The 14314-nt window shown below is 39.5% G+C and carries 16 protein-coding genes; 1 reads left to right on the top strand and 15 read right to left on the bottom strand.

Annotation, left to right across the window (positions count from 1 at the left end; all coding sequences use genetic code 11):
- Window positions 1-20: 20 nt before the first annotated feature.
- The 5 genes from rsmA to metG form a co-directional block, all read right to left on the bottom strand.
- Window positions 21-899, bottom strand: a complete 879-nt coding sequence (rsmA, locus tag J7E77_RS23875; RefSeq protein ID WP_214717314.1) for a 16S rRNA (adenine(1518)-N(6)/adenine(1519)-N(6))-dimethyltransferase RsmA — start codon at window positions 897-899, stop codon at window positions 21-23.
- Complete coding sequence (gene rnmV / locus J7E77_RS23880) at window positions 892-1452, bottom strand: ribonuclease M5 (RefSeq protein WP_214717315.1); 561 nt, start codon at window positions 1450-1452, stop codon at window positions 892-894. Before rnmV ends, rsmA begins: the two co-directional genes overlap by 8 nt.
- A gap of 211 nt (window positions 1453-1663) precedes the next feature.
- Window positions 1664-2845: a G5 and 3D domain-containing protein gene (locus J7E77_RS23885; protein ID WP_214717316.1), complete on the bottom strand. Its 1182-nt coding sequence runs from the start codon at window positions 2843-2845 to the stop codon at window positions 1664-1666.
- A 235-nt stretch (window positions 2846-3080) separates the two neighbouring features.
- The gene (locus J7E77_RS23890; protein ID WP_214717317.1) at window positions 3081-3848 is read right to left on the bottom strand and encodes a TatD family hydrolase; all 768 of its coding nucleotides are present in this window, start codon (window positions 3846-3848) and stop codon (window positions 3081-3083) included.
- 295 nt (window positions 3849-4143) lie between these two features.
- The gene (gene metG / locus J7E77_RS23895; RefSeq protein ID WP_214717318.1) at window positions 4144-6111 is read right to left on the bottom strand and encodes a methionine--tRNA ligase; all 1968 of its coding nucleotides are present in this window, start codon (window positions 6109-6111) and stop codon (window positions 4144-4146) included.
- A gap of 480 nt (window positions 6112-6591) precedes the next feature.
- On the opposite strand from metG, the gene J7E77_RS23900 reads away from it, so the two are divergent.
- On the top strand, window positions 6592-6882 hold the full coding sequence (locus J7E77_RS23900) for a transition state genes transcriptional regulator AbrB (protein ID WP_176525588.1): 291 nt from the start codon (window positions 6592-6594) through the stop codon (window positions 6880-6882).
- A 92-nt stretch (window positions 6883-6974) separates the two neighbouring features.
- Here the strand turns inward: J7E77_RS23900 and rsmI are convergent, their stop codons facing one another.
- The 10 genes from rsmI to J7E77_RS23950 all read right to left on the bottom strand — a co-directional run bounded on the left by rsmI (window position 6975) and on the right by J7E77_RS23950 (window position 14085).
- Entirely contained in the window at window positions 6975-7847 is an 873-nt protein-coding gene (rsmI, locus tag J7E77_RS23905; RefSeq protein WP_214717319.1) for a 16S rRNA (cytidine(1402)-2'-O)-methyltransferase, read from the bottom strand.
- Window positions 7825-8112, bottom strand: a complete 288-nt coding sequence (locus tag J7E77_RS23910) for a GIY-YIG nuclease family protein (protein WP_214717320.1) — start codon at window positions 8110-8112, stop codon at window positions 7825-7827. The genes rsmI and J7E77_RS23910 overlap by 23 nt, the downstream gene beginning before the upstream one ends.
- Window positions 8102-8842, bottom strand: coding sequence for a tRNA1(Val) (adenine(37)-N6)-methyltransferase (locus J7E77_RS23915; protein WP_214717321.1), 741 nt, complete (start codon window positions 8840-8842; stop codon window positions 8102-8104). Before J7E77_RS23915 ends, J7E77_RS23910 begins: the two co-directional genes overlap by 11 nt.
- Before the next feature lie 57 nt (window positions 8843-8899).
- Window positions 8900-9235, bottom strand: a complete 336-nt coding sequence (gene yabA, locus J7E77_RS23920) for a DNA replication initiation control protein YabA (protein WP_251026543.1) — start codon at window positions 9233-9235, stop codon at window positions 8900-8902.
- Between the two features lie 49 nt (window positions 9236-9284).
- The gene (locus J7E77_RS23925) at window positions 9285-10112 is read right to left on the bottom strand and encodes a PSP1 domain-containing protein (protein WP_088084910.1); all 828 of its coding nucleotides are present in this window, start codon (window positions 10110-10112) and stop codon (window positions 9285-9287) included.
- A complete protein-coding gene (gene holB, locus J7E77_RS23930; RefSeq protein WP_214717323.1) occupies window positions 10105-11112 on the bottom strand; it encodes a DNA polymerase III subunit delta' in 1008 nt (335 codons plus the stop codon). Before holB ends, J7E77_RS23925 begins: the two co-directional genes overlap by 8 nt.
- 45 nt (window positions 11113-11157) lie before the next feature.
- Window positions 11158-11487 carry a cyclic-di-AMP receptor gene (locus J7E77_RS23935; protein ID WP_214717324.1) on the bottom strand — a complete coding sequence of 110 codons (330 nt, stop codon included), beginning with the start codon at window positions 11485-11487 and terminating at the stop codon, window positions 11158-11160.
- 127 nt (window positions 11488-11614) lie between these two features.
- Window positions 11615-12250: a dTMP kinase gene (gene tmk / locus J7E77_RS23940; RefSeq protein WP_214717325.1), complete on the bottom strand. Its 636-nt coding sequence runs from the start codon at window positions 12248-12250 to the stop codon at window positions 11615-11617.
- Between the two features lie 32 nt (window positions 12251-12282).
- Window positions 12283-13722, bottom strand: coding sequence for an aminotransferase class I/II-fold pyridoxal phosphate-dependent enzyme (locus tag J7E77_RS23945; protein WP_214717326.1), 1440 nt, complete (start codon window positions 13720-13722; stop codon window positions 12283-12285).
- 144 nt (window positions 13723-13866) lie between these two features.
- Window positions 13867-14085, bottom strand: a complete 219-nt coding sequence (locus J7E77_RS23950) for a sigma factor G inhibitor Gin (protein WP_214717327.1) — start codon at window positions 14083-14085, stop codon at window positions 13867-13869.
- Window positions 14086-14314 lie beyond the last annotated feature (229 nt).

The following is a 14314-nucleotide window of genomic DNA, read 5'->3' on the forward strand; positions in this document are numbered from 1 at the left end:
ATAGACCCTATAAAAAGGGTCTAGTGGAAAAACGGATATAATTCTTCGCTTAAGCGGCCAAATTCCTCTAAGGAAAGGGTCTCTCCTCTTCTAGCAGGATCGATTCCGCTTGCACTTAAGGCCTGGAGGATGTCTTCTTTCTTTTGCTTTCCCTCGGGCAGCTGGCTTGTTAAGTTATTAAGCAGGGTTTTTCTTCGTTGTGCAAAGCTGGCCCTGGTCACTTGAAAAAAGAATGTTTCATCTGTGACCGTAACAGCGGGATGTTCCCTCCTGGTTAACCTGATGACGGCAGAATCCACATTCGGCTGCGGCACAAAAACCGTTTTTGGAACGATCATCACTGTTTCTGCCTCTGTATAATACTGAACAGCGATAGAAAGAGAGCCATAGTCCTTCGTCCCTGGCCGTGCAGAAATCCGGTCTGCCACCTCTTTTTGGAGCATACAAACGATCCCGCGAATAGGCAAATGTTCTTCAAGAAGCTTCATGATAATCGGCGTTGTAACATAATAAGGTAAATTAGCAACCACCATGATATCGTCCATATCATTAAATTCTTCTCTAATAACTTCTGCCACATCTGCCTCTAATACATCGTTATGTATAATTTTTACATTGGGATAGGGTGATAGGGTATCATTTAAGATTGGTAATAAACGTTGATCGATCTCGAAAGCGACGACCTTTTTACTTGTGCGGGCCAACTGCTCAGTAAGCGCACCAATTCCTGGTCCGATTTCAATCGCACCAGAATCTTCTGTTAAATTCGCAAAGCTAACAATCTTTTTCAAGATATTTGTATCAATTAAAAAGTTTTGGCCAAGGCTCTTTTTAAATGAAAATCCGTATTTTTTAAGAATATCTTTTGTCCTTACCGGTGTAGCTATATCTTTATTCATATAGTTCCTCCTGACTTACAACCCTTAGTGCTTCAGCGAATTCCTGCTTACTGATTTGGAATACATTTAAGCGCTTATGAAGCTGTTTTCCATTGGTATAACCAATTTTTAAAATTTTCCCCAACATAATTCTTCTTTCTTTAGCCCCTTCACCACCGATAAGGCCAGCTGTAAGTAGGTCCTCTTGCGTTATTTCCTCTGTAAACGTTTCACGCATGGTCTGGGCATCCTTAAGCGCCTCTTGGATGGCTTCAGGACTTGCATGTTCCACACCGAGGCTTTCCCCTGCTTTTCCCATAGCCGCTTCCTTCGTTAAAAATGCGTGTTTACAACCAGGAACAGCCTCAGCGATCGTCTTTCTAATTTTTTCACCAGGAAAATCAGGATCCGTAAAAATAATTACGCCTCGGGACTGTTGAGCACGCCTTACCTTTTCAATGGTGGTTTCATTTACAGCTGAACCATTTGTTTCAATTGTATCTGCATTGATTGCCCGTTTAATCGCTGTAGTATCGTCTTTACCTTCCACAACTATAATTTCTTTAATCTTCATTTTAAAAGTGTGAGCCTCCGTAATAAAAAAAATAAAAAATGAAAAAAACTTGAAACATTTTTGTAATGTACATCGTCTATATTATTGAATCCATTCATACAATAAAGTAAAATAAAGATGAAGCATTTTATCAATATGTATTCGATGTTAGTATAAAGAAATTTATGAAAAAAGCAAAATGCAGAGGATAGGACCCTCTGCAAATTGTAAACTAATTTAAAATTTTAATCTTTACTTTTTTGCGTCCCCAGCGGTAGCAATCCTGATTGGATGGCATGAATAAATCAATGATATATCCTTTAATTGCCCCTCCTGTGTCAGCTGCTACAGCATAGCCGTAGCCTTCAACATACACCTTTGTCCCCAGCGGAATAACCCTTGGGTCAACGGCAATTACCTTCATGTTCGGGTTAGCACGGAGATTAAGTCCCGTTGCTGTTCTACCTGAACAGCCATTACAATACGCTGTATAAGCAGTTGCAGTAACGTAAAACTCCTGTCCCGACTCATCCGCACCACGTGAAACTTGTAACGATAAATCCTTCGTTCCGACAGCCACAACTTTATCTTGCTTTTCTGCAATCTTCTGCTCACTAATTAATTTTCTAGTTACTTCTTTGCCATTTTCAATTAGGACTTCATATTGTTTAGAAACGCGACCGTGCTTGCCTTCGGTAATGGTCTTTTCTTTGCCTTTTTCTAAACTTTCATCCTTTTTGGTTACTACAGCAAATTGAACAGGTTCTTCCACTACATCGGTGACTTTTTCTACTCGAATGACGTTAACAACACCATTCTCTGAGATGGTTTCTGTTAATGACGGTTCAACTCGGTCTAGTGTGTTTAACTGAATGCCCTTTTGTGATAAAAAGTCAGCGACCGTAGCCGAAGTGGCCCAAACTTGTTGCTTTTTACCGCCGTCAACATATGTAAGATGAAATGCTTCTTTTATTCCAATCTTCATCTTATCTTGTATTGCCGCTTGCGGTCTAGGTGAGATTTGGTCATGTTTGCTCAAAACAAATTTCTGCTCTTTTAGGAGTTCAGCCACTGTATCAGCTGTCGTCCAGATCGTTTTTTTCTCGTTGTCCTTGACAATGTGAACCTGGTTAGCTTGCTTCCATACGACTTTCAGGTGGTCCTTCACCTTTGCATTCGCCTTAGGTTGCAAATAGTCTTGTGAGCGGGTGGATACATCCAATTCATCTAATAATTCTTTGATGGTATCTGCATGTGTTTTCACGACCTTTTGCTGATCGTTAAGAGTGATGGCAACAGTTTTCTTTGATCCTTCGTAAAAAAGAATACCAAGAGTTGTTAGCAAAACTACGAAACTAGCAAAAGCAATGGTCAATGTCTTCCGGCTCAAAGACTTGGAAAACAGGTTTTTCATGTTTTTGAATACGATGAAAAACGCCTCCTTTTCTTAGAGAGATTAATGAACCATGCTGTCGGCTGTTAATCTTTGCATACTGTGCGAAGGTATTTCTAATTATGCACAAAGTTGGGAATATTGCAAAGATAAACTTATCGACACGGTTATCCTATGTAGAAAAGGAGACATGTAGAACTTTTTGTTATCGCTAAAATATAAGACAAGCTTCCACCAGCTTCGACAAATTCCCCTATCATTTTATGGCGAATAATTTTTTAGCATTTCGTGTCGTTGCTTCCGCCACTTCTTCGATTGTCAATCCTTTTATTTCGGCAATTTGTTCAGCTACTAATTTTACATAACTAGGCTCATTTCTTTTCCCTCGGTAGGGATGGGGAGCCAAATATGGGCAATCTGTTTCTATTAATAGTTTATCTAGTGGAATTTCAGCAGCTACTTCTTTCGGCTTTTTGGCATTTTTGAAGGTTACAGGGCCTCCAAGAGAAATATAAAAGTTCATTTTCACGCATTCCTTCGCTACTTCAGGGCTGCCGCTAAAGCAATGCATAATCCCGCCTACTTCTTCCGCTCCTTCTTCCTTTAAAATTTCCACAATATCAGCTGTTGCTTCGCGATTATGAATCACGATTGGAAGATTAACCTTTTTAGCAAGTCTGATTTGTTTTCGAAAAACTTCCTTCTGAATATCCTTTGGAGATTTGTCCCAATGATAATCCAAGCCCATTTCACCGATGGCAACTACCTTTGGATGGGCAGTTAATTCCTCTATCCATCGTAAATCCTCCTCGGTCATGTCGATCGCATCAACGGGATGCCACCCAATGCAGGCAAAGATAAAATCATAGCTATCAGCTAATTCCATTGCCCTTTGAATGGTCTTGCGGTCAAACCCGACCACGACCATAGTAGTGACTCCCTCACTTTGAGCCCTAGTGATTACTTCTTCTAAATCTTCGTTATATTGGTCATCATTTAAATGTACATGGGTATCAAATAGCATAGTTTTGCTCCTTCACCATTTTTTTCAAAAAGAATTTTATTTTTCGCTAACATTTTCTTATTCGCGTTAGAAATGCCAATATTCAACAATAACCAAGTAATAAAAAGAAATGTCTCGAAAAATGTTCCACGTGGAACATCGAAAAGCGGAAACGGAAACGCCAGTTTAGCGGCGTATGGACTGGAGCACTTTGACTTATCGTAGGGAAAAGGGCGAAGTACACTAGCCGCTGGGCGTTGGAGCTGGACATTTCACAAAGCAAAAGCGCCTTAAAAGGGCGCCTTTAGTATCATAATTATTTCACCTTGGAACCATTCGGTAATGTTTGATCGACGGTTGCAAGCGAAAGTTGACCATCTTTTGAACCTGCTAGGATCATTCCCTGTGAAAGTTCACCACGAAGTTTAACTGGTTTTAGGTTGGTAATACAAATGACCTTTCGACCAACTAATTCTTCCGGCTTATAATATTGGGCAATTCCAGAAACGACCTGACGCTTTTCATACCCTAAATCAAGCTGAAGCTTAAGCAATTTATCCGCCTTTTTAATAGGCTCTGCTTGAACAACTTCGGCTACCCTCAAATCAATTTTCATAAAATCGTCAATAGCAATTTCGTCGATTTCTTCAGGTTTTTCTTCTGGCTTTACATCTTTCTCTTCTTCAACTGCTGGAGCAGAACCCTGCATTTTCGTCTTAATAAATTCTACTTCCTCAGCAATTTCAAGTCTTGGGAATATCGGTGCATCCTTTTCTACCTTTGTTCCGCTTGGTATGACACCAAAATCAGTGAGGCTTTCCCATGTTTTAAGGCTCTCATCCTGAATACCCAACTGCGTAAAGATGGAATTCGGTGTACGTGTTAGGAATGGCTGCAGTAAAATCGCAATTCTTCGTAAGGATTCGGCCAGATGAGCCATTACACTAGCAAGTACCTCGCGATTCGCCTCATCCTTCGCTAAAGCCCATGGTTTTGTTTCATCAATATATTTATTGGTACGGCTGACTAGCAGCCAAATTGTAGATAACGCTACTGAAAACTCCATCTTCTCCATTACATCTTCGTATACATTAACTGTATCCTGGTTAACTTGCAGCAGTGATGCATCAAATTCCCCAACTGAACCGGAATAATCAGGTATAACACCGTTGAAATATTTTTCAATCATTGCGACCGTACGATTTAAAAGATTACCTAAATCATTGGCTAGGTCGAAATTGATTCTTTCGACAAATCCTTCCGGTGTAAAGACGCCATCCGCCCCAAACGGAACTTCTCTTAATAAATAATAGCGGAGCGCATCCAGACCATAGCGATCAATTAAGGTGACAGGGTCAACCACATTCCCTTTCGATTTGGACATTTTTCCATCCTTCATCAACAGCCAGCCATGGGCAAATACCTTTTTGGGCAGTGGAATATCTAATGCCATTAGCATAATTGGCCAATAGATGGTGTGGAAACGTACAATTTCCTTACTCATTAAGTGAACATCGGCTGGCCAGTAATTTAAATATTTTGCATCATTTTCTGTTCCATAACCAAGTGCCGTAATATAGTTGGAAAGGGCATCAATCCAAACATAAATAACATGCCTTGGATTCCCCGGCACCTTGATCCCCCAATCAAACGTTGTCCTTGAAACAGCAAGATCCTCCAGGCCAGGTTTGATAAAGTTATTAATCATTTCATTTTTTCGAGATTCAGGTTGGATGAAATCGGGATTTTCCTCGTAGTACTGCAAAAGACGATCTACATATTTACTCATTCTAAAAAAGTATGATTCTTCTTTAACCTTTTCCACCGGACGGCCACAATCCGGACAATTTCCATCCGTTAGCTGACGGTCGGTATAAAAGGATTCACATGGTGTACAGTACCAGCCTTCATACTGATCTAGATAAATATCACCTTGTTCAAGCAGTCTCGCAAACATCTTTTCAACGACTTGTTTATGTCTTTCATCCGTTGTTCGGATAAAATCATCATAAGAAATATCGAGTCTTTTCCATAATTCTTTAATTCCATCGACAATTTCATCGACATACTGCTGCGGAGTAATCCCCGCTTCTTCAGCTTTCCTTTGAATTTTCTGCCCATGCTCATCCGTTCCAGTTAAGTACATAACATCATAGCCGCGCATCCTCTTATAACGGGCCATTGCATCACCTGCAACAGTTGTATAAGCATGCCCAATATGTAAATTACCGCTTGGATAGTAAATCGGTGTCGTTAGGTAAAAAGTCTTTAATTTATTCTCCATCTTAATCCCTCCGCTAGTTTGCGAGTCCAAAGCTCTATTTAACCATTATTGCCTCTTTTTTCCCGCTTCTATCCTCAAAATATACCGAAAAACCAACTTTTGTGCAAGGAGGCGCTCTTTTACCTGATTCCTTTATTTTTTCATATTTTCCTATTACACCCATAAAGGCTTCAATTCCTGCGAAGGATATATAGTTCAATCGCATCAATTTATGTTGAAGTTTGTCGAAGAAATACCGAATTGAACAGTTGTTTTATCAACAATCCAATAGTATTATTCACTGCTAAATATAGGTAATTTTCAGAAAAAACGTTGTTAAATCAACGATCATCATCTTAATTGAATAAATTTACTATTATTTTTCCAAATAAAATAATTGACGGATATGGGAATTTCTTGTATTATTAAGTTATGAAAATTTTGTCGAATAATGACGAATAAATAGATAGAGAAAAATAAGTGCAAATGTGAGAGGAGATCATAAAAATGAAATCTACTGGTATTGTTCGTAAAGTTGATGAGTTAGGCCGTGTGGTTATTCCAATCGAATTAAGACGTACTCTTGGTATCGCTGAAAAAGATGCTCTTGAAATTTACGTTGATGATGAGCGTATTATCTTAAAGAAATACAAGCCAAATATGACTTGCCAAGTTACAGGAGAAGTATCTGATGATAATTTAACTCTTGCTGGCGGTAAATTGATTCTTAGCCGTGAAGGTGCAGAACAGTTATTACAAGAAATCCAAAACAACTTTGAATTAGTAAAATAATAGAAAGCTCCGGCACTTCAATTAGTGTTGGAGCTTTTTTTCTTTGAAAAGCGGATACCATCGTTCAGCGGTGTATCCCACTTAAGCTCTATCTATTCGACATGATAGGCCTGATACACTTCTCTTTTATTTATGTCACGATCTTTCGCTGTTAGTTTGATCGCTTCCTTCGAAGGGATATTTTTTTCAGAAATATAATGATTTACATGTTCTTCAAGCGTTAAATTGTGCCACCAGCTTGGTTCTTCCTCTTGTTGCTGATCCGTCCCCTCAACAATCAAGCAAAACTCTCCGCGGATTTCATCCTGCGTGGTCCAAGCGATTACTTCTTCGATCGATCCGCGAATAAATTCCTCATACTTTTTTGTTAACTCCCTGCAAATTGCGATCTTCCGGTTACCGAGGACATCTGACATAATCGAAAGCGTTTCTTTTAGGCGATGTGGTGATTCATAAAAGATTAACGTAGCTGACTGCCACTTTAAGTGTTCTAACTCCGCCCGCTTTTCTTTCTTGTTTCGATTCAAAAAACCAAAAAAATAAAAGGGCTGGCACACTAAACCGGAGGCAATTAATGATGTTAGGGCAGCATTTGCACCTGGTAACGGAACGACTGTTACCTTTTCTTCAATGGCCGCTGCGACCAGCTCATAACCTGGGTCTGAAATGGCAGGCATACCCGCATCACTTACCAGCGCAATCTTTAACCCTTCCTTTACTTTTTGAATCAATTTATCGCCGCTCGTTTCTTTATTGTGTTCGTGATAACTTACAACAGGTGTTCCAATTTCAAAGTAATTACAAAGCTTCTTTGTATTTCTTGTATCTTCTGCAGCAATTAAGTCTGCCTCTTTTAATAGTCGAATCGCACGGAAGCTCATATCTTCTAAATTACCAATTGGTGTGGGAATAAGATATAAGATCCCTTTCGTAGCTTCATTCTCAAAGCTTTTTTGCTGCCACATACACATCACCTGTTTCTTTCATTAAAAATTCATCTTTTTTCTTCCTGCTTAATTGCTTAAAGGAGTATTCTGCCCTCAGCGCGTCCCCTTTATTTTCATAGCTTCTATAGTATGTAAGTTCGACCGGACCCCTGCCCCGCGTATATCTTGCCCCTTTTCCTTCATTATGAAGCTTAATCCGGCGTTCAAGATTATTCGTATATCCACCATATAAACTACCGTCCTTACAAGTAAGTACATAAAAATAGTGATCGTTATTCTCCATATAAAATCTCTCTAATTTCTGGTGTATATTCATTGTTATCATTATAAACAAATAACGGTGGAGAAATTTTTAGATCCGGACTGCCATCCTTAATTGCCTCAATTAAAAGCGTATTAGCCTCTTTCCCCTTCTTCGGATAGACAAGTTGAATTCGTTTGGGTTCAAGCCGGTATTGTCTCATCAATGTAATGATATCCAGCAGTCGCCCCGGTCGGTGAACAAAAGCCACCTTGCCGCCTTGTTTAGCCAATTGACTTGAAGCCTTGACCGCATCCTCTAGTGTACAAAGAATTTCATGACGGGCAATCGCTAGATGTTCATTGGGATTCATCTCTTCCTTTGACGCCGTTGTAAAATACGGAGGATTGCAAGTGACGACATCAAATTGCCCATGGCCCAGCTGTTTAGGCATATCCTTGATATCACCATGAATCATTTGCAGTCGGGGTTCTAGTCCATTATATTCAATGCTTCTTACCGCCATATCGTAAAGCCGTTCCTGTATTTCAACACCAGTAATCTGGCCCTTTGTTCGTGCACTTAAAAATAAAGGGATGACACCATTCCCGCTGCAGAGGTCAATTAAGTTCCCTTTTTGAATCGGAACATATACAAATCTTGCAAGTAAAACGGCATCAAGGGAAAAGGCAAAAACAGACGGACTTTGGATAATCCTTAAGTTTTCCGCTAATAAATAATCTAACCGTTCATCTTCCTTCAAGTTGACCAAATTATCCATCCCCTAAATGTATGAAAATAGAGGCTGATTTTTGTCAGCCTCTTAAGGTTATTTCTTATTAAGAAAGGAAAGACAGAATAAACAATCGCCTTCCTTGCGTAAACTTCCAAAATGAAGGTTACAGATATGAAACCCTTCTTGATAGAGACGGGCGAGGTTATCATATCCTTCCCCAACATCAAATGGCTTTACCCCCGGTGACTCGGGCAGGGCTGCCCCCTTTTTATTCTCTGTTACCTTTTTTTCCGCTTCAGTCGTTACATCTAAACGGCGTCTCAAATGTTCATTTTCAAGCTTTAAATAATGATTCTCTTCTAGTATTTCGGCTAAATGCTGCTTTAATTCTCCCAGCTGCTGGTAAAGATGGCCAATTTGTGTTTCCATATTACTTACTGATTCAAATATTTCTTTTTTATCCACGTCTTCCACCTCGTTAATCTGTGGATTGTATAGAAAAGGCACCTTCTTTATTGATTTCCTCCAAGGTATACTCCAGAACTCGATCCTGTTCCTTTAGTTCAACCTGCAGTACCCGCTCTAATATATTTAATCCTACTACTTTTCCTCTACCCTGTGGTGTTTCAATGAATTCCCCTAAATCCGGCAGCAATGCTTTAGCAGATTCATATTCATCATTTTCATATTTTAAACAACACATCAGCCTTCCGCATAATCCAGATATTTTTGTAGGATTCAATGAAAGGTTCTGATCCTTCGCCATTTTTATCGAAACTGGATCGAAATCCCCTAAAAAGGTCGAACAGCATAACATTCTCCCACAGGGCCCGATACCACCAAGCATCTTCGCTTCATCGCGGACACCAATCTGGCGTAATTCAATTCTCGTCCTAAAAATAGCTGCTAAATCCTTCACAAGCTCCCGGAAATCAACTCTTCCATCAGCCGTAAAGTAGAAGATGACTTTATTTCGATCAAATGTATATTCTACATCGACCAGTTTCATATCCAGTTGATGCTCATTCACTTTTTCATTACAAACTTCATAAGCTTCCTTTGCGGCTTGCTTATTCTCTTCAACAATCATTCGATCCTTCGGGTCGGCAATTCTCACCACTTTTTTTAGTGGCAGGACAACATCATGCTCCTCCACCTGTTTGCGAGCGATGACTGCTTTACCATACTCAACTCCACGAACTGTTTCAACAATCACAAAGTCATCTTTTTCTATAGAGAGGTCCCCTGGATCAAAATAATAGATTTTCCCCGCCTTTTTAAAGCGTACTCCTACAACATCATACAAATGAAGATCCCTCCTGCAATTTTAACACAAGCTGTTCCATCATCAGCTGAGGATTCATATTCCTCTCAAGCTTTCTTTTTGCATCAAGAATAGCTGACATTTGATCCGATATGCGCCGTCCAGATGTTTGCAGTGCAAATTGTTGCAGCCGTTTATTTTCCTCTCGAAAAACAATTTGCTCCTGCCTATCTAATTGTATATATAGTAAATCCTTAAAAATAAGAAGTAAAAGGTCTAAACCACGGTGAATTTGTTCTTTATCTTTAAAGTGTGGAAACCAGTCAGTCTGAAGCGTTACCATAGCCTCCAACGGATTTTTTTTCAACACCTCATATAATTTTACCACTATTTTTTGAGCTTGTGCAAACCATTCATCGACATTTAATTTATGTGCCTCATCCAAGCTATTGGTCAATTGAGCAAGTAACGGAGCCTTTAGCGGTTCTACGCCGTTTTCCACCAATTGTTTAATCATAACTAGAGGCGATAATGGATGAAATGTTAGTATTTGGCACCTCGAAAGAATCGTTGGTAGAATTTTCTGCGGCTGTTCTGTTAATAGAAAGGCAACTGTCCCAGGATTGGGTTCCTCTAAAAACTTCAGTAAACTATTGGATGCACTGACACTCATTTTATCTGCATGAACAAGCAAATAAACTTTTTTCAAAGATTCTAATCCTTTTTTGGAAAACTCAACCTGCAGGCTTCTAATTTGGTCAACCTTAATGGATAATCCATCCGGCTCAACAATATGAACATCAGGATGATTGCTATGATTGATTCGACGACAATTTTTGCATTGTTCACAAGGTTTATAACGATCAATGATGGACTCGCAAAATAGGGACTTCGTTAATAACAACGCAATTTCCCGCTTACCTGTCCCTCTAATGCCCTCAAGAAGGTACGCATGGGCCACTCGATTTTTCACTAAACTGTTTTTTAGCATATTTAACACAGTTGGCTGAAGCTCTTCTAGCTGTTCCCATGATTTTACCAAGCTCATCACTCACTTACATTAAAAATTATCCGACATTCACTATGCTTAAAAATGCATGTATTGCTCAATTGGAAGGACAAATACGGTTGCCCCGCCAACCTCAACTTCAACGGGATAAGGGACATACGAGTCTGCATTTCCACCCATCGGTGAAACAGGGGCAACTAACTGTTCTCTGGATCTGCAGTTGTTCTTAATAATTTGGAGGGCTCGGTCAACGCGAATATCCTCAGTACCAATCATAAAGGTCGTGTTACCTGACTTCAGAAATCCACCTGTACTCGCTAGTTTTGTTGCCCTAAAATTGTTATCTACTAGTGCCTTTGATAACCGATTGCTATCCTGGTCCTGTACAACAGCTATGATCAGTTTCATCCGAACCACCCTCTCTTTTTTATCCCATTCTAGTTTTGTTGTTTCCTATATTATAACAGGTAACAGAGTTCCTTACATTCGTAATGGCAGGGACGGCTACATATTTATTTTAGGATAAAAAAAAGCCTTACAGGGAAGGCTTCCTTTTTGCTAATTTTTCTACTATTATTTTTAGGGTTTCTTGAAAAACCTCTTCCACTGTGCCGGAAGCATCAATAGACTGAATTCTATCTGGAAAGCGTTCGATTAATAGATGATATCCTGTGCTAACCTTTTGGTGGAATTCCAGGTTTTCTAAATCCAGTCGATTAATCTCTCTGCCTTTATTTTTGTTGATTCGCTTTAAGCCTAACTCTGGTTCAATATCAAAGTAGATTGTTAACTCAGGCATCAAATTTTCAATCGCAAATTGGTTGATTGCAAAAACTTCATCAATTCCTAACCCGCGTGCGTAGCCTTGGTAAGCCAAAGAACTATCAACAAACCGGTCACACAACACGATTTTCCCCTCTGCTAAGGCTGGTTTCACCTTTTCTATCAAATGCTGCCTTCTTGCAGCAGCATAGAGTAAGGCTTCTGTCCGCGGGTCCATCGCAGTATTTTCTTTATCTAAAATCACGGCACGAATCTGTTCCGCGATATCAATCCCGCCTGGTTCTCGCGTTAGCAGTACGTTTCCAAGCTGCTGGGCTACCATGTTAATAATTGTTGACTTTCCCGCACCATCCGGGCCCTCAAATGTTATAAATATTCCTTTATCCATTTAAATAAAACCTCCAAAACTGTATCTATCTCTTAAGCTGTGTAAAAGGTCTTTATAAGACCATCTTTTAATCGGGAGCCGCCTTGAAATCTTGCGCCGGATTTTAACAGGCTGGCGAGTTGACTGAGTTTATCTTTGGTTATCCTTTCACCCTTTATCAGCAAGGGAATACCCGGAGGGTATGGAATAATCGTTTCAGCGCATACCTCACCTATCACTGCAGTTATATCTACTTCTTTTACCATTAAATTACCCATTTCTTTAAAAGGGATCGCTAACGTTGAGATTTTTTGACTAGCCACCTCAAACACCTCTTGAGCATCATTTAAAGGTAAACCAGCTAGCGCCTTCTTAATTTTCAGGACCGCTTCTTCCAAAGGAAAGCTTTGTCTTTCTTTTAATAAAGGAAGAATAAAGAGCACATTATGTGGATCGGCTAATTCTGTATAAATGGATCCCTCTTCTAATCTTCTTTGGAGCTTAAAGCCATTTAACCCTGAGCGGGACTGGATGGTTAATTTTAAAGGATCGCCGTTATCATTTGGGTATTCTAACACCCGGATTGCTGGAATTTCCGCCAACATCTCTTTAAAGCGTTGGATCTCATTCAAAAGAAAGGTTAAATCGTTTGGTTTATATGTAGCTAAATAATTTCTGGCCAGGTCCAAGGATGCCATAATCGGATAGGACGGGCTGCTTGATTGGAACATGGCTAAGTATTCCTTTACCTTATTGCCATTAATCAACTGGCTATTCACATGTAAAAAGGATCCCATCGTCATCGCGGGAAGCGTCTTATGTGCTGATTGAACCACAACATCTGCACCCAATTGAAGGGCTGAGGGCGGGAAAGGAGCTCCCAGGATAAAATGTGGTCCATGTGCCTCATCCACTAACACAGGGATATCATGCAGATGTGCTTCTTTGATTATTTCTTGTAAATCATATCCCATTCCATAGTAGTTCGGATAAGTCAAAATGAGTGCTTTTGCATCCGGATATAAGTTAATAGCTTCTTTAACCGTTTCTATACGTATACCAGAAGGGACTTTCCACTCCTGGTCAAATTCAGGCTCGAGAAACACGGGGTCAGCTTTTGCCAAGCTTAGTCCATTTAAAATGGATTTATGGCAATTTCTTTGAACAAGAACCTTTGTTCCATCTGAGCAAGCTGCCATAATCATTGCTAGATTGCCTACGGTGGAACCATTCACAAGGAAATAACTCTTTTGGGTTTGAAATAGGCTAGCTAGTAGTGACTCTGCTTCAAGTATCGCCCCTTCTGGCGAATGTAGATCATCTAATCCCGATAACTCCGTCGCATCAATTTGTAAAATTTGCTTAAAATAACGATTTGCTTCTGGTTGATTTATAGTACCATATTTATGTCCAGGGACATGAAAGGAGATAGGGTTCTTTTTGACATGGTCGATTAACACATCATACAAAGGTGTTTTTAATTGATTATTCATTTGTTTACTTCCTTCTAAGAGCTTCGTTTATTCAGCCTTATTGGCCGGCAAGAAACCCCCACTGCTGGAAGTTTCACTTCATTCTAACAAAAAATCAGTGCCCAATCTCATATGAATGCAAAAAAATAAGCCCATAATGGACTTTTATGAAAAAATTTCTGGTGTGGTTATTTTTTTCAGTTGTTTGAGAAAGTATTTATATTTTGGATCGTTTGTATCTGTTTGTATTAAATCATTTTCGCATTCTGTACAAATAAATGAAGTGTATAGATGTATGCCTTTTGGTTTTTGGTTTTCACAAATAACGCACGTTTCCTCATGATACTTCTGTGCTAAAAATGAACTCAATCCCTCCACCTCCATACATCCATTCTGCCCTCATGTGCCTATTTGTATACAATTTTTTGAATAATCTTTTCCCCGTCATCTTAATTAATATATTATGTAACAATTAGCATTTGGGTGTATGTCTATTTGTAATTTCTTTGAAAACACTTCGTACTTTTTTACTATTGTCATTGTCCTTACAGATGACAAACAAAAAAACAACCATTTCTGGTTGTCTTAGATGTGCCTGGCAACGTCCTACTCT

Source organism: Bacillus sp. ISL-77 (assembly GCF_018613105.1).